This window comes from Vibrio sp. QJM3NY_21 (assembly GCF_057785975.1).
In genome coordinates this window covers 1,830,318-1,847,051 of the sequence record NZ_CM173514.1, presented here as the reverse complement: position 1 = coordinate 1,847,051, position 16,734 = coordinate 1,830,318, and the positions used below count along the sequence as shown (strand labels likewise).

15 protein-coding genes are annotated in these 16,734 nt (G+C 44.7%); 7 read left to right on the top strand and 8 right to left on the bottom strand.

Annotated elements, in window-relative coordinates:
* The first annotated feature begins 32 nt into the window (after positions 1-32).
* Together AC3CID_RS23490 and AC3CID_RS23485 are read left to right on the top strand one after the other, a co-directional pair.
* Positions 33-2,084 carry an acetoacetate--CoA ligase gene (locus tag AC3CID_RS23490; protein ID WP_488527604.1) on the top strand — a complete coding sequence of 684 codons (2,052 nt, stop codon included), beginning with the start codon at positions 33-35 and terminating at the stop codon, positions 2,082-2,084.
* Positions 2,085-2,693: 609 nt separating this feature from the next.
* Complete coding sequence (locus AC3CID_RS23485) at positions 2,694-3,623, top strand: carbamate kinase (protein WP_004732606.1); 930 nt, start codon at positions 2,694-2,696, stop codon at positions 3,621-3,623.
* Positions 3,624-3,858: 235 nt separating this feature from the next.
* Here the strand turns inward: AC3CID_RS23485 and maiA are convergent, their stop codons facing one another.
* The 4 genes from maiA to hppD are packed head-to-tail and all read right to left on the bottom strand — an operon-like array spanning position 3,859 to position 7,831.
* The gene (maiA, locus tag AC3CID_RS23480; protein ID WP_171307450.1) at positions 3,859-4,563 is read right to left on the bottom strand and encodes a maleylacetoacetate isomerase; all 705 of its coding nucleotides are present in this window, start codon (positions 4,561-4,563) and stop codon (positions 3,859-3,861) included.
* Between the two features lie 21 nt (positions 4,564-4,584).
* Complete coding sequence (locus AC3CID_RS23475) at positions 4,585-5,622, bottom strand: fumarylacetoacetate hydrolase family protein (protein ID WP_171307451.1); 1,038 nt, start codon at positions 5,620-5,622, stop codon at positions 4,585-4,587.
* A gap of 12 nt (positions 5,623-5,634) precedes the next feature.
* Positions 5,635-6,765, bottom strand: a complete 1,131-nt coding sequence (locus tag AC3CID_RS23470; RefSeq protein ID WP_048610184.1) for a homogentisate 1,2-dioxygenase — start codon at positions 6,763-6,765, stop codon at positions 5,635-5,637.
* The gene (gene hppD, locus AC3CID_RS23465) at positions 6,758-7,831 is read right to left on the bottom strand and encodes a 4-hydroxyphenylpyruvate dioxygenase (protein WP_017090454.1); all 1,074 of its coding nucleotides are present in this window, start codon (positions 7,829-7,831) and stop codon (positions 6,758-6,760) included. The genes AC3CID_RS23470 and hppD overlap by 8 nt, the downstream gene beginning before the upstream one ends.
* 156 nt (positions 7,832-7,987) lie before the next feature.
* On the opposite strand from hppD, the gene AC3CID_RS23460 reads away from it, so the two are divergent.
* A complete protein-coding gene (locus AC3CID_RS23460; protein WP_171307306.1) occupies positions 7,988-8,233 on the top strand; it encodes a hypothetical protein in 246 nt (81 codons plus the stop codon).
* Between the two features lie 30 nt (positions 8,234-8,263).
* On the opposite strand, the gene AC3CID_RS23455 is transcribed toward AC3CID_RS23460, so the two are convergent.
* Both AC3CID_RS23455 and AC3CID_RS23450 read right to left on the bottom strand, forming a co-directional pair.
* A complete protein-coding gene (locus AC3CID_RS23455; protein ID WP_488527603.1) occupies positions 8,264-8,923 on the bottom strand; it encodes an HAD family hydrolase in 660 nt (219 codons plus the stop codon).
* 363 nt (positions 8,924-9,286) lie between these two features.
* A complete protein-coding gene (locus tag AC3CID_RS23450) occupies positions 9,287-11,695 on the bottom strand; it encodes a response regulator (protein ID WP_488527602.1) in 2,409 nt (802 codons plus the stop codon).
* A gap of 88 nt (positions 11,696-11,783) precedes the next feature.
* Here AC3CID_RS23450 and AC3CID_RS23445 point away from each other — a divergent pair, with 88 nt between their 5' ends.
* Entirely contained in the window at positions 11,784-12,542 is a 759-nt protein-coding gene (locus tag AC3CID_RS23445; protein WP_488527601.1) for a substrate-binding periplasmic protein, read from the top strand.
* Between the two features lie 180 nt (positions 12,543-12,722).
* Here AC3CID_RS23445 and ybiA read toward each other — a convergent pair whose 3' ends face one another.
* Both ybiA and AC3CID_RS23435 read right to left on the bottom strand, forming a co-directional pair.
* Positions 12,723-13,283, bottom strand: a complete 561-nt coding sequence (gene ybiA, locus AC3CID_RS23440; protein ID WP_488527600.1) for a riboflavin biosynthesis intermediates N-glycosidase — start codon at positions 13,281-13,283, stop codon at positions 12,723-12,725.
* A 190-nt stretch (positions 13,284-13,473) separates the two neighbouring features.
* Positions 13,474-13,668, bottom strand: coding sequence for a PA3496 family putative envelope integrity protein (locus AC3CID_RS23435; RefSeq protein WP_004732575.1), 195 nt, complete (start codon positions 13,666-13,668; stop codon positions 13,474-13,476).
* 362 nt (positions 13,669-14,030) lie between these two features.
* On the opposite strand from AC3CID_RS23435, the gene AC3CID_RS23430 reads away from it, so the two are divergent.
* From AC3CID_RS23430 to AC3CID_RS23420, 3 genes are read left to right on the top strand one after another with little or no spacing between them, the layout of a single operon-like run.
* Positions 14,031-14,855, top strand: a complete 825-nt coding sequence (locus AC3CID_RS23430) for an ABC transporter ATP-binding protein (protein ID WP_061021078.1) — start codon at positions 14,031-14,033, stop codon at positions 14,853-14,855.
* Between the two features lie 9 nt (positions 14,856-14,864).
* Positions 14,865-15,797, top strand: a complete 933-nt coding sequence (locus tag AC3CID_RS23425) for an ATP-binding cassette domain-containing protein (RefSeq protein ID WP_488527599.1) — start codon at positions 14,865-14,867, stop codon at positions 15,795-15,797.
* Positions 15,794-16,339: a transcriptional regulator gene (locus AC3CID_RS23420; protein ID WP_488527598.1), complete on the top strand. Its 546-nt coding sequence runs from the start codon at positions 15,794-15,796 to the stop codon at positions 16,337-16,339. The genes AC3CID_RS23425 and AC3CID_RS23420 overlap by 4 nt, the downstream gene beginning before the upstream one ends.
* Positions 16,340-16,734: the final 395 nt, after the last annotated feature.

Here is a 16,734-nt window from a genome sequence, read left to right as displayed (position 1 = left end):
GAAAACGTTAACTTTTTGTTAAAGGTAAAGGAATGCACGAGAGCAATAAGCCAATTTGGCAACCTAGCGACCAGCGCATCGCACACGCCAACGTAACCCGATTTATGGATAACCTCGTTCAGCAGGGCATACTCGAGCAGGAATTGAAAAACTACACGGATCTCCATCAATGGTCTGTGGAACATCCAGAGTCGTTTTGGCAGAACGTATGGCAGTTTTGTGGAATGGTCGGCTCGCAAGACTGTATTAATAAAGCACAAGGCGAGCGCATCAAAACTCAAGGTGAGAGCCGCTGGCAACAGCCGAAATCGAATCGTGATGCGGTTTGGTTCCCGAATACGCAAGTAAACTACGCCGAGAACTTACTGCGTTTAGCGCAAATAATGCCTGACGAGCGTGCGATTTGGTTTGAGAACGAGCGTGGCGAACAACAGAGTTATACATGGAAAACCCTGTGTGAATCAGTCTCTAGCGTTCAACAATGGCTCGTGGATTGTGGCGTTCAACAAGGTGATGTGATTGCTGCTTATACGCCTTATCTTCCTCAAACCGTGATTGCAATGCTAGCGACCACCAGCTTGGGTGCGATTTGGACATCGACTTCACCTGATTTTGGTATAGAGAGTGTGATTGAACGATTTGGCCAAGTCATGCCTAAGGTGCTGCTCACCTGTGATGGCTACACCTTCAATGGCAAAACGTTCGATATGACGGACAAAAACCGTGAAATCATCGAGCACTTAAACGAATTAAAACAGGTGTGTGAGATCGGTTATTTGAAACCGAACAATGATTTAGATAAGAGCGATTTAGAGAGGAACGATTTAAAGAAGAACAAAGTTGAACATGATGTGTCGATCCAAAGCTGGCAAAGCATCATTAATCACTATCAGCCAAAACCTCTTCAATTTACTCGTGTCGGCTTCAATGAACCGTTGTTCGTGCTCTACTCTTCCGGTACCACCGGAAAGCCTAAGTGTATTGTTCACTCTGTTGGTGGCACTACCATCAACCACCTAAAAGAGCATCAGCTTCATTGCGATATTAAACCGAGAGATCGCGTGTCCTACTACACCACTTGTGGTTGGATGATGTGGAACTGGCACGTCTCTGCGCTCGCGAGCGGTGCGTGTTTGGTTATCTTTGATGGTAGCCCAGTTTATCCGCAACCTAACGTTCTGTGGGATTTAGCGCAGCGAGCTGATGTATCGACATTTGGCACTTCAGCCAAGTATTTAGAAGCGATTGAGAAAGCGGAACTCTCACCGATCGACAGTCACAACCTTCCTAAATTAAGAACACTGTGCTCGACGGGTTCAGTGCTCTACCCAGAGCAGTTCGATTATGTCTACAAACACATCAAACAAGACCTGCATTTAGCCTCAATTTCTGGCGGTACGGATATTTGTGGCTGCTTTGTTTTAGGTAACCCAATCTCGCCTGTGTATCGCGGCGAATGCCAACAGGCCGGGCTCGGGGTCGACATCAATGTGTTCAATTCTTCCGGCCAAAAGGTCAATCACGAACGCGGCGAACTGGTGTGTACAAACTCCCTCCCCAACTTCCCTGTTGGCTTCTGGAATGACACAGGAGAGCGCTACCACAGTACCTATTGGGATAGGTTCGATAATGTGTGGCATCACGGAGATGAAGTTGCACAGAGCGTGCATGGTGGCTACCTGTTCTACGGACGAGGCGACACCACACTCAACCCCGGTGGCGTGCGAATTGGTACAGCTGAAATCTACCAGCAAGTGAACACCATTGAGGGTATTGTTGATTCGATAGCAGTCGGTAAAGATGTCGACCGCAATGAGCAAATTTGGTTGTTCGTTCAACTGCAGCAAGGTGTGAGTCTAGATGAAACATTACTAACGGCCATCAAGAGGAAGCTCAAATCATCATGCTCACCAAGACATGTGCCGAGCCAAATTTTTGCCATCAGCGACGTACCAAAAACACGTTCGGGCAAACTGGTGGAATTAGCGGTGAAACAGGTAGTGAACGGTAAAAGAGTAGAAAACCTCGGAGCTATTGCTAACGCCGAGGTTTTAGAAGAGATAAAGCGCGTTGTTTCGCTTTAGCGACTAGGCCTAGAACGTAGCAAGCTATCTCCACTTTTCACTTGGCTGTCAGATAACATCTAGAGTAAAGGCAGCCGATTGAAAACTGATGACTGAGTGAAGCAAGCAACGGGAGAAGCATTAAACACTGAACACTTTAAGCAGCCCTTGATTGGCCAATAAAAACCGAATCGAAGCCACTCTTTGAGCTCGTAAACCCTCGCCTCAGTTCGACCCCCGTACCTTTTCTAAAGTTCTTAATGAGATCTGAACGTCATATTTAAAACAAAAATGTTAAATTATTCATTTTTTGGGCTGAGATAATATTCACTAAAGACGAATCATTTATACAAAAAAAGAGTCCACCACTAGATTGTATCCCAGCTTATGGATATTTAATCGAATTATAATAATTTCCGCTCCCACAGCTCTATTTCTAGTGAAATGATAATTTGATAGCTATCACATTTAGAACAGTTATTTTCCCATACTATCTCGGCATGTTAATTACTTAAGAGTAATTAAAAAACCTAGTCATTGTTATTAATAAGCTTGAGTTTAATTATAAACAAGCGGTTAATCCCTACGTAAAATAAATAAAATCATTATTAAATGATCGGAGACATTATCATGCGCATAGTATTAGCTTTAGGCGGTAACGCTCTTTTAGCAAGAGGCCAAGCATTAACGGCTGAGAACCAACGTGAAAATATAATCAAATCAGCGGCGAGTATTGCTGCAATCGCACGCGAGCATGAGATTGTTATCGTTCATGGTAATGGCCCACAAGTAGGTTTGTTGATGGAACAAAACGCGGCTTATAGCGAATATTCGCCAGAGACTACCCCATATCCAATGGATGTGCTCGGCTCTCAAACCTGTGGCATGGTGGGCTACATGTTACAACAAGAGCTAAGAAACATTGACCCTGAATTAGACGTAGCGACGCTAGTCACGCAAACTGAAGTATGCAAAAAAGACCCTGCGTTTGCTAACCCGACTAAATTTGTTGGCCCTGTATATACAGAGCAACGAGCTAAAGAATTAATGGCTCAAAGCACAATGCAATTTAAAGCTGATGGCGAGTACTACCGACGCGTTGTGCCTTCTCCTATGCCAAAAAGCATTGTTGAAATTCAGCAAATTGAAACACTTCTAGATACAGAAAACCTTGTTATCGCTTGTGGCGGCGGCGGTGTTCCCGTGAGTATTGAGCAAGGTAAGAGTAGTGGTGTAGAGTGCGTCATTGACAAAGATCTTACGGCTGAACTACTGGCTGAAAAAATCCATGCCGACTTATTTATTATCTTAACCGATGGGTCGATTTTCCGTAACTATGGTAAAGAAGACCAAGCAGAAATGAAGCAAGCAACGCCTGCTGGTTTAGCAGAATTTTCATTCCCTGCTGGTTCTATGGGGCCAAAAATTGATGCCGTTTGTAAATTCGTTGAAGCTGGCTTAGGTAATGCAGCGATTGGTTCATTATTTGATTTAGATAAAATAATCACCAATGAAGCTGGCACTCTGATAACGAAAGGCGAAGGTATTGTTTATTACTAATATTATCGAGTGATAAATACTACTAATATAAAATCTATTACAAGCCTCTTATTTGATTATAACGAGGCTTATTTTATTAGGACCGTTTAATGCTAGATGAGATAAATATTCATAAAATTAGAAATTAAACCTGAAAATAATGAATACATAATATCTTTAAATATACCAAATCGTAATTATACCGTGATTTAATCCAAATAACGTTTCCAGTTCATTAAAAAACAATTCAATACGTTCACATCGGTGCATTCGCATCCGCTTGGTTCTCTGGCATCGCCCCAATAAAGGCGGGTAACTGGTTACACTCCTCAACAATCGAGTTAATCAGCGGATAAGGCGACATATCAACATCAAACCGCAGCGCGTTATAGGCTTGCGGCACTAAGCAAATATCAACAATACAAGGGGAGTCAGTGAGGCTATACACTGAATCGCCATGTGCTTTTCTGTGCTTCGCCAGCTTCTCTTCTAACGCTGAAAACCCTTGGCTCATCCAATAGTGAATCCAATCCATTTTCACCTCTTGTTCGCAAGATAATTCTCTCTCCAAATATTGCAACACGCGCAGGTTATTCAGAGGGTGGATTTCCATCGCAATGTCCTGAGCCATCGCCAGTGCTTGATAGCGCAGTGGTGTTTGCTCTGGAACCAACAAGGTGTCGGGGCTGCTCTCACACAAATAGTGTTCATCGAGATATTGAAGAATAGCAAGCGACTGATTGAGCTGAACGTCACCATCCACCAGCACTGGCACTAATTGGCTGGCATTGAGCTCACGATATTGTGGATCATGTTGCTCGCCGCCATTACGCACCAAATGCACCGATTTCGACTCATAGTTGAGTTGCTTTAGGTTCAATCCAATACGCACTCGATAGGCTGCGGACGAGCGCCAGTAACCGTAAAGTATAATGTTCTTGTTCACGATGCTCTCGCTCATACTGAAACCCTATTACGTGGATTATAGTGCTCGATACTGGCTCACTTTTTGGTCTATCGCACCAAAAATGGAGTCACCCGCTGCATCAAACATCTCAAGCTTAATCGAGTCACCAAACGACATGAATTGAGTCGACGGTTTACCATCACGAATCGTCTCAATCATTCGCACTTCGGCAATACATGAATAACCTACACCGCCTTCGGAAATTGAGGTGCCGTGGTCAGTGCCCTGCTTATTAGAAACCGTGCCTGAACCGATAATCGCGCCTGCCGACAGTGGGCGAGTCTTCGCGGCATGCACGACCAACTCTGCAAAATTGAAGGTCATATCCACGCCCGCATTCGGACAACCAAAAGGTTGGTCGTTGTAGGTCGATATTAATGGTAAATGTACCTTACTGCCTTTCCACTGTTCACCAAGTTCATCGGGTGTGACGGCAACCGGAGAGAACGCCGAAGACGGTTTAGACTGGAAGAAGCCAAAGCCCTTCGCAAGCTCAGCGGGAATCAAGCCACGCAGTGACACGTCGTTCACCAACATCAGTAAACGAATCGAATCATGCGCTTGTTTAGCACTTGCGCCCATAGAGACGTCACCGGTCACAATCGCGACTTCTCCTTCGAAATCTATACCCCACTCATCGCTGGCAAATTCGATGTTGTCACGAGGGCCGATAAAGGCATCTGAGCCGCCTTGATACATTAATGGATCGACCCAGAAGCTTTCCGGCATTTCAGCACCACGAGCCTTACGCACCAGCTCAACGTGGTTTACATACGCGCTGCCATCTGCCCATTGATAAGCGCGTGGCAGAGGCGATTCACAATATTGAGGCGCAAAGACTTCACTGCCTATCACATGCCCAGTATTAAGCGAGGTGTATAACTCTTCTAACTGAGGCGCAACACTGTCCCAGTTATCCAAAGCTACCTGCATGGTTGGCGCCAAATGCATCGCGTGGAAAATCTCCGTCGCTGGCACACACTGTTTAAGATCTCTACTCACGACCATCAACAGACCATCGCGAGTACCATTTTTCTTGGTTGCTAATTTCATCCTTGTTGCCCCTTACTTCTCTTGCCAACTGTAGACATATTCTTTGTTCTCAACGCTATCGAGTTCATCAGAGAACTGCAGCGCGTGGCGAGTATCGATCATCACCGCGACTTCATCGGTGAACTTTTTCTTATGCGCTTGCCCAGCCTTAAAGGCTTTAGGATGAGGCCCATGCGTGAAGCCCGCCGGGTGGAAAGTCACCATGCCCGCTTCAATATTGTCGCGACTGAAAAAGTCACCAGCGTGATAGAACAGCACTTCGTCGTAGTCATCATTGTTGTGGTAGAACGGCACTTTCAATGCACCGGGGTCGCTCTCAATCGGGCGCGGCACAAAGGTGCACACTACAAAGCCTGCGCCAACAAACGTCGTATGCGCAGACGGTGGCAAGTGGTAGCGATGTGACATCAGCGGTCTGATATCGCGCCAATTCACTTTCACCACCGCTAAGTCGCCATGCCAGCCAATCGCATCCAATGGATTGAATGGATAGGTGATCACGCTGACTTTGTCGTGACGCTTCACCTGAACCTGAGTCTGGTTTTCTGAATACTGAGCGCGGAATTGATCATTGATTGAAGGGATGTCGAGCACCGCAGGGTCAAACACCGCGTGATTACCGACCATGCCTTTCTCTGGCAGGGAGTAAGCCGCATCTGTGTTTTCTATCATCAAGATAAACATCGGCTCGCTTGGCTCTAAACGCCAGTTGGTTGAGCGCGGGATCATCACGTAATCCCCTTCACTCACTTCTAAATGGCCATAGTCGCAATAGAGATCAGCGCTGCCTTGATGAATGAACAGCAGCTCATCACCGTCGGAGTTACGCACCAAGAAATCCATCTTCTCATCCATGCGCCATACGCGAATTTTGCAGTCCGCATTGTGCAAAAGATGAGGAACCGCCCAAGGGGTTATCTGGCTGGCTTTTTCCACCAGCGTGAAATCAAAAGCGCGAGGGCGCAGATCACCCTCCCACTCCGACCAACCTGTTGGGGCATGTTGGTGATGAAAGTGAGCCGCAGGGCCGAAGAATCCACTTCGGCCCGCCTCTCGCTCATAAATTGCCTCTTCGGGAAAATCGGCGTGCGCTTGTTTAGAGCACACACCCTCCCGATGAGGAAACGAGATCCATTTATGCATCGTCTAATACTCCTCGACGAATCTGGTCCTCTTCAATCGATTCAAACAGCGCCTTGAAGTTACCTTCGCCAAAGCCTTCATTGCCTTTACGCTGAATGATTTCAAAGAACACAGGCCCGATTACTGTCTGCGTGAAAATTTGCAGCAAGATGCCGTCTTTGGTCGGTGCGCCATCAATCAGAACACGCAGGTCACGCAGCAGGTCGGTATCTTCCCCGTGACCTTTAACACGCTGATCGACTTTATCGTAGTAGGTGTCAGGGGTTGGCATAAAGTCCATGCCGCGATCGCGCAGAGTTTTCACGGTTTTGTAGATGTCATCCGTGGATAACGCGATGTGTTGGATACCTTCGCCGTTGTATTCACGGATGAACTCTTCGATTTGTGATTTGTCGTCGGAAGACTCGTTGATTGGGATACGGATCTTGCCACACGGAGAGGTCATAGCGCGGCTCACAAGGCCCGTCAGTTTGCCTTCAATGTCGAAGTAGCGAATCTCGCGGAAGTTACCAAGGCGCTCATAGAACCCAGACCACACGTCCATGTTGCCTTGTTTAACGTTGTGCGTGAGGTGGTCGATTTCGAACAAACCAACATTGGCTTCGGCCATACGCTCTTCCGCATCGTCATAGAATCGGAAATCGACGTCATAGATGCTCTGCTTGCCATAACGATCCACAAAATAGAGCAGGCTCTCACCGATGCCGTAAATAGCCGGAATGCTCAGTTCCATCGGCCCTATTTCTGTTTTGTACTCTTCACCACCGCCCTTAAACGCTTGTTCCATTGCAGCCGTTGCTTCGTTGACACGAAAAGCCATGCCACATACCGATGGACCATGTACCTTGGCGAACGCTTCCGCTTGGCTGTGTGGCTGTTCATTGACGATAAAGTTGATGTCACCTTGTCGATACAGCCAAGCCTCTTTTGAGCGGTGCTTGGCGACCTCAGCAAAACCAAGTGACACAAACAACGCTTTAAGTTGCTCAATTCCCTTGTGGTCAACGGCCGTGTATTCAACAAACTCGAATCCATCCGTGCCAAGCGGGTTGTATGTATCCACCATGAACTTTCTCCTTGTACCTATTGGTTTGTATTACGTGTTTTTTTATTTACGTACTTTCTATTACGTGACTTTTTGTTACGTACTTTCTATTACGTGATTAGATGTTGTGTGTTTTTTGTCCTTAATTAAATTTGGCCCACAAGCCGAGATAATGGAATGGGTGGAGGAAAATGGGCAATTTCGATGAAACCCCATCAATTTGTAAAATATTTGTTACACACAAACCATCAAGACAAGAAAGTGAGTGCTATCAAGGGATTGAAAGATGGTAGTTTGATTTACAGCAGAGGAATAGATGTTATTGAATTGTTACGTTCGAGCTTTATCAGCAAAGGTGATAAATCAAACATTAGACTGATGATGCAAAAAAGCCGCTGTAGTCAGCGGCTTAATGAGTTCTAGAAAGAACCTAATTCGAATATAAGATTCGCGTTAATCCCAGTCGAGGATCGACCAGTTCGGTTGATCAGCTAACGCTTTTAAACGCGGACACGGGTTCACCAAGTAAGCAAAATCAGCGTGTTCACACAAAGGTAAGTCGTTGATTGAATCCGTATAAAAGTGAATGTCTGAGTAGTTAGTTTCTTGATTATCTAACCACTCTTTTAAACGCGTCACTTTACCTTCTCGGTAGCTTGGTACGCCTGAGATCTGAGACGTGAAACGGCCTTGGTTTTCGACCAAATCGATACCGAGTGCGTTCTCGATACCAATCTTGCGACCGACCGCTTCTACTAAGAAAGTCACGCTAGCAGAGATGATCAACATATCGATATCGTCACGCTCCAGCTGCTCAATCAATGGTTTCGACTGTTTGAACTGCTTAGGCAAAATATGCTGTTCAACACACTCTTCCACCAAAGCAGTTACTTGCTCTGTTGGCATTTCCGCGAGTGGCTGCATAGCGAACGTTAGGTAATCTTCCATGTTCAGTTTACCTTCAGAATACAAGCCCATTAAGCGCTTATCTTCTGCGATAAAGTTAGACGCTGTGGCAATACCTTTTTCAACCAAGAACGCATTCCAAAGCATCGCTGCATCAGCATTGATCAGCGTTTCGTCCATATCAAATACATAGAAAGGTTTGAACATCTTAGGCTCTCACGGGTTGAATTTCGTTAAGGTTAAAACTAAACCATAGTTCTAGTTGGCTGCATGCTATAACGGGATTGTGACAGTTAAAGCGTATTTTCGTGGCAGTTGTGTTTCACGCCTATGACAATCACCACATGCTTGTTTTTAAATACAACAGCTTATGGATTCGACCAGTATTGATAAGCGATGTAATTAGCTTTTTATATTTAATTAACTATATGTATTTAAATAACTAAATGAATTTGGCTAACTAGATGTATTAGCTAACCAAGTATTCATTAGCAAAAAAAACTCCGACTGATTCTGTCGGAGTTTCTTATTGAGTTGGATAGGCTTTAGCGAGACGTCAGCTAATTGGCCCTACACTATTTTTTGCTCATGCTGCTTGCTCGACTCACTACCTTTCGACAAGAAACTGACAACGATCTCTCTCAGTTTCCCTTGGTTAACAGGCTTGGGCAAAAATTCATCCATCCCCACATCAAAGCACAGGTGCTTGTCTCGCTGTACAACGTTGGCCGTCAGCGCAACAATTGGGACATGTTTTGACGAACCCTCTTCGAGCGCTCTGATCTGTTTAGTCGCTTCGAAACCATCTAGAACCGGCATCTGGCAATCCATGAAAATCATCACATATTCATTGGCCTTAAATTTCTCGACACCAATTTCACCGTTGTCGGCAATATCCACCTCAAACCCCAGCTTCTTAAGCATCATTTTAGCGACTTGTTGATTCACTCTAGAATCTTCAACGACCAAAACTTTGCCGCTAAATTCCTTGGCAACCGCGACAGTTTTTGATTCTTCTTTGATTGGAGCTTGTTGACCGAGTTGTTTGGATTGAACAGGGGGCGCTGATGTGGTGAGTGGAACTGGCTCGTTGTCTTTAAACGCGACCTCACCTCTATTTGGATAGGTAAAGGTTGAGGTATCAGCCGCTCTCGCCAGAACTTCACTCAGCGTCCATTTAAGTTGGTTATCTTGATAAGGGCGAGCAATGTAGGCAACAAAGCCCACTTGTTTGGCGCGCGCTTCATCTTGTTTTCGAGGGTCGGCAGAAATCATCACTAGCTTAGGACAAGCTTTGTCAAAACGCTCAATCAAGCTTCTCGCTAACTGGAACCCATCAATAGACGGCATCACTTTATCAATCAGTACCAAATCATAAGGCGACGACTTCGCCACAGACTCCGAAACAAGCTCTAACGCTTGGGTGGCGGTTTCACAACACTCGGACTTAACGCCGAATGATTGAAGTTGTGTTGAGGTAATACGCATGTTCAACTGGCTGTCATCAACCAGAAGTACCGAGACTTTATTAAAATCGATGTTACTCTCATCAACATCCAGACACGGGTCAAAGTCAGCGGTAAAGTAGAATGTACTCCCTTTGCCTAAGACACTGGTTAGTTCAAGCTTGCTGCCCATCAAGGTCACTATCTTGTCACAGATAGTGAGGCCAAGCCCGGTGCCTCCGTAAATGCGGGTGGTGCTGCCGTCAGCTTGTTGAAACTTATCAAACACCGATTGTTGTTTGTCTTCTGCGATACCGATACCACTGTCGGTCACCTCAAATTTCACTCTGAGTTTTTGTTCTGGCTCTATGACTTCTTCCAAGCGAAGTGAGAGCATGACATGACCATGTTCGGTAAATTTGATAGCGTTGCCGACTAGGTTGTTCAACACCTGTCTTAACTGAGTGCCATCGCCAATCACCATGGTTGGGATCTTAGGATCAATCGCCAGTTGGAATCTGAGCCCTTTCTGTTCGGCTTTAACTCTGAAGGTCGACTCAACATCGGCGGCAATGCCCATCATTTTCATCGGTTCTTGCTGAAGCTCTAAACGACCTGCTTCAATCTTCGAGTAGTCGAGAATGTCATTGATTAAATCGAGTAGAGTAAGCGAAGAGGTATTGAGCATGTCGATATACTCTTTTTGCTCTTTCGGCATATCCATTTCAGAGAGCAGAGACGATAACCCGATAATGCCGTTCATTGGAGTACGGATCTCGTGGCTCATGTTGGCAAGGAACTCACTCTTGTTGCGGTTCGCTACCTCTGCGGTATCTTTGGCTTTTTCCAATTCTTGGTATTGTTGACGAATACGTTCAATCGACTGGTTGTAGCTACTCTCTAGTGTCGAGATCTCATCACTGTATGTAGAGTGAGTGGGTGTTAAAAATCGCGGTTTGTTGTCTTCAACCTGTTGTTGGTTGATCTGTGAAGACATCGTTATTAAGCGCTTTACGACAAGGCGATAGACGATGGTTAAACATACCAGAGACAAAAAGAAAATTTTAACCGCTTCAAAGGCGAGCAATAATAAGACCCGATCTTCAAAGTCGTTGAGAATCATACTCAGATCAGACTGCACCGTGAGCGTTGCCAGTTGGTACTCTGAGCGCCCCATCTTATGCACCATATCCCAAGATTGGGAATAAGACTGACCGGAAGCCTGTTGACCTAATTCTAAAATTTTTTCATCGGGACTTTCTATTAACAGATAACTGACCGAGGGTAAGCGGGAGATACCTTCAGCTTGTACAAACAGTTGCTCTCGGTCTTCCACCCACAAACTGGCTGTTAAGCCAGAAAGATAGCCAGCCTTAACTTGTTCGACCTGAGAACTGATAAAAGAAACTCGATTTTGGTACTCCACATACAAACCTAGACCTGTCACTATGACTGTGAACAAGGTACTGATTGCGATGATTACCCCGATCAACTGTCGGGAGAGTCCAATATAGCGTTTTCCTTTATTCACCATACAAAAATTACCATTATTGTTATCCTAGCAAACTACAATTACTCAACTAGTATAATAGTAGTCATTCATCAAATAACTAGGGAAGGTTATGAAAAAACATCTAATAGTTGCATCCATAGTCAGTTTATTTTCAAGCAGTTATGCTTTTTCAAGCGAACCTGTTCACTACTACATTATTGCAAGCCAAGCGCAACCTTTTCAGATCGAAACTGATGGGTTATCTCACAGAGGAATGGTTTCGGATATCGTTGAGGCCGTATTTGATGACAGCCAATACGAGATCGATTACCACACCTACCCTTTCAACCGAATGATCGACAAGCTCGATGCGAGAGAGAACCCAAACTGGGTCACCTATGGCAGTCCGAGCTGGGGAAATATCCAATCTGTTAATCTGTCTAAAGATCCGATTTACAATGTAAAACACGTGTTGCTCAGCAGCGGTAAGAAGCCATTTGAGTTCAACACTATCGATGATTTAAACGGAAAAGCCGTGGTATTGCTGGTGGGGTTTGAATATCCGAACCTAGAGCCATACATCAAACAAGGTAAGCTCAACGAGATTCGAGTGAAAGATTACAGCGCGGCTTTTCGTGTATTAAATCGAACTCCGGGTGATACTGTTTTTGTTGAAATGGAATCTCGAATCAAATACAACCTAAATGAGCAGAAACTCAATATTGATGATTACCAAATGCAAGAGTTTGGCTCAGTGATCAATAACTACCCAATCCATTTGGCATTTGACCCAGAGATGGATCCTAAATTGCAAAGCTTTATTAACCAACGTTTAGACCAAATGAAAGACGATGGTCAGCTCCAAGACATTGTACAAAACTATCTATAGAACTTGGCTAGCTCTAACTTGATTAGCCAATTACTCATGAATGACTTCGCGACACGTTTTTGTTCTTTGGGTCAAGCTTAGAAAACTGACAATCAAAAGGCCGCTCTGTAAGCTTACAGAGCGGCCTTAATTTATTAGTAATAGCTCAAAAACATATTAATAGAGCTCGAGTCGATTCATTTAATGCGAAGCGATCAAATTCAGCTGCTGAGTACGAAGCTCTTGTCGTACTGCCATCAAAATCTTGCCTAAATGGTTCTTGCCGGTTCCATCGCCACCATCGCCCCAAAAATGGTCTTTGTGCGAATGTTCTTTGATCACCGAATCTCCAGTATTGACAAGAAACAGCGCAAACTGTGGATTCTGCTTGAACTTCTCAGTCACTATGAACTGCATGACTTCAACACGAACGTCGTACCAATCCTCACGAACTTGGTCTTCGTAATCACGGCTTAAAGAGAATGCTTCAGCAGGTGTGCTAGCTTTCAGAATAGTATTGCGAAGCATCTTGGAGGCAAACTTCATCGCTTGATAATAATGCTCGCTGGTTGCCCAAACTTGATCGTCAACTTTGATAGGACAAACAGCAAAATTTGACAGGTACCCATTTGGATCTTCAGGTTCATAGAACAGCACTTCTTTGGCTTTAGCCACTGAATTAGACATAGCCTTCTCCTTACCAACGACATCGCATATTTTTGCTTTAACTTTAAAATTAGTGGCGTTGCATATTACTGTCAAACAACTTAGTTCAAGAGTATGCCATGAGCATGTTTTTAGTCGGGAACAAGTAATCTAAAGGAAGGGTAATGGATTTAAATGGTGGGAGACAAGGCTCATGGTTTTACTTATAAAAAACTCACAGCCCTTTAAAAAGTTATATAAATCAAAGGGTGGCGGTACGCCACCCTCTTAAATGCAATAGGGGTCATTAGTGAATAAGACCTAGTTCCCTCGCTTCTTCCAGACTAAAACCGCTTTCTCTAATTTCTCTTAGAGCTTCAATACGACGACGAGCTTCAGCGGACTTCATTTTCTTTTCTGGTTTGAAAGATACTTCTTCTTCAGCATCCCACTTGTTTGCAATATTTGTCATTTCATCATGGTTGATAGAATTAATGGACATGTTTTCCTCCGAAAAGCACCATGTAATGGACAGGTAATCTGTAGCAAATGCTATTTCACTTGTTAAGACATTCTGTACTGAAATGTGATGATTCCGACGCTTCACAAAGCTAATTAATAAATGCCTCATTTAAACTTTGCCAAAGCCATTTTCTGCAATTACATTTACAAGATTCCCCATAAGAAATGTGGTTTGATCCACCTCTCATTTTCCCCGTTCTCATTTCTTGTTTCCCACTGAAACTTCGTGAAATAACCCAAGATAAATTTCGAGGCACTTCATTCTTTTTGTGCTCATCGCTTTCACTAAATTCACTTCATGTTAATGATAATAGTTATCAATATCATAACTGAGGATTTATCATGTCTAGGGAAAATTCAGATAAACCACTTCTCGAAGTGAAGAATCTATGTGTCGATTACATCACCGATGACGGCGATTTTAATGCTGTAAAATCCGTAAGCTTTAGCATAGGCCAAGGCGAGATTTTTGGTTTGGCTGGCGAATCAGGGTGCGGAAAAAGTACCATCGCGTTTGCCATTAACCGTTTACACAAGCCGCCTGCTTTCATCTCTGGAGGGAAGATACTGTTCGACGGGCAAGATCTGCTCGGTTTATCTGACGACCACTTGAACACCTTGCGTTGGAGCGAAATCGCCATGGTGTTCCAAAGTGCGATGAACTCACTCAATCCCGTACTGACCATTGAAGAGCAGTTCGCTGATGTTTTACGTCACCACAAAGGAATGACCAACGAACAAGCTAAAGACCGCGCAGAGAAGCTCCTCGACCTTGTAAACATTCCTCGTAACCGCCTCACCGAATATCCGCATCAGTTCAGCGGAGGGATGCGCCAACGCTTAGTCATCGCCATCGCGCTCGCCCTCAATCCCAAATTGATCATCATGGACGAGCCGACAACGGCGCTTGATGTGGTTGTACAACGCGAAATTCTGCAGCAAATACACCAACTCAGAGAAGAGTTTGGGTTTTCGATATTGTTCATCACCCATGACCTGGCACTAATGAGCCAGCTATGTGACCGCATTGCCATCATGCGCCACGGCCAGATCGTTGAAATCAACCAAGCCTATGAGATTCGTAACAACCCTCAGCACTCCTACACCCAAAAGCTATGGAGTTCTTTCCCTAACATTCACGAACATGCGCACGCGACTACGTGCTAGGAGAGCTCTATGTCACAACCTATTTTTCAAGTGAAAGACCTCGTTAAAGAGTTCACCGTCGGCGGTGGATTTGGCAAAGAAGCGATCTTTAGAGCACTGCATGGGGTTAGTTTTGATTTGCATGCCGGTAAAACGTTGGCGCTGGTTGGAGAATCAGGCTGCGGGAAAAGCACCTGCGCTCGATTGATGACCAAGGTTTACCCACCGACAGAGGGAGAGATACTGTTCAATGGCAGAGACATCTCTACCCTAAAAAGCCGCAAAGATATCTTGGATTACCGCAGCCGTGTACAAATGATATTTCAAGACCCATTTGGCTCACTTAATCCAACTCACACCATTGAGCACCACTTAACGCGCCCGCTTAAAATCCATAAGCAAGTTGCCACGAAACATGCTCTCACAGAGCGTCTCAAAGAGTTATTAACGCTGGTGGAGTTACCCATTGAAACTCTAGCCAAATACCCTCATGAGCTCAGTGGTGGCCAAAGACAGCGGGTTAATCTAGCAAGAGCGCTCGCAGTCGGTGCTGAGGTTATCCTTGCCGATGAACCTACCTCGATGTTGGATGTTTCAATACGACTTGGCGTGTTAAACCTGATGCAAAAAATGAAGAAAGAGTTGGGGATTGGCTTTTTGTACATAACCCATGATCTCGCCACGGCACACTATATCGCAGAAGAGACGGCGGTAATGTACAAAGGGCAGATCGTCGAATGGGGATCAACACAGTCGATCTTAACCAATCCACAACATCCGTACACTAAACTGTTGATCTCTGCCGTTCCCGATCCCGATCTGCCATTTGGCGAACTCGTCAAAAATGAGCCAAACTATTCAATAAACGCAGATCGAATTCGAGAGCAGAGCTGTGAAATACAGCATGAAATCAAGCAAATTGCTGATAATCACTTTGTAAAACAGTGGGATAACGTTGCATGAATGAACTAGACATTTGGTTAGAGCGGATCGGAGATTGGTACAAAGACCGAAAGCATGATCAAGTGGACCGGTTAGAACCTTTGATCTTAACGCCTCCAGACGCACTCTGGGGGCCATTGATCACGGATGAGCAGAGCAAAGGCATCGCATGTTGGCTAGACGGATGCCTGAGAATCTTTACGTTTTATCGACATAAAGACGTAACGCTGACGACATCGACAAAGTTTGCAGCACCAAGCGTATCATCGCTCTCAAACGAGGCTGGTGGTTCGCACAATCAAGAAAAGGCCTATCAATACCTGATGTTTGCCTATAGCAAGCTGCAGGCGGTGTCATGCGACCCAAAATCAGAGCCTGACTTGCAAGAGTGGTGTACGCAGCGGCTCCAGCATTTATGTGTACTGGCTTTGGAATTTACTAACCAACAACAAGAACCTCGCTGGAAAGAAGAATCAGAAAAATTGATCGAATCGCATGTGCGTTTTATGGCAAGCCAACACCAGAACGATGATCAAGGTGCTGCTCTACGTCAACTCCACTGATCCACTCCACGATTTAACCCTGAACGATCAAACACCAAAGCAGAATCCCTTCACAAATAGGATCCGTAAAAAGCACGATCTAACCTTGATCATGCTTCAGGACCAACAGTTACGAATAATACGTAAACTATTGAATTTTAATCATTATTCGAATTTCAGGCAAAAAAAAGCGAGTCCCTTGGGAACTCGCAAAAATCTATTCAGTATGATGTAACAAAATATGAGCCAATCTATTAATCATAAGAAAGGACAAAGGTTGTCTATTCGGGATAAATAATAATCAACTGGATGCGTTACATTGTCAGAACTTTGTCAGCGTTAGGTGCGGTTTTAATCAGCACCTAATGTGTTCAAACTATCCATTCATCGACCGTAAATAGCGGCTTCTTGCTACT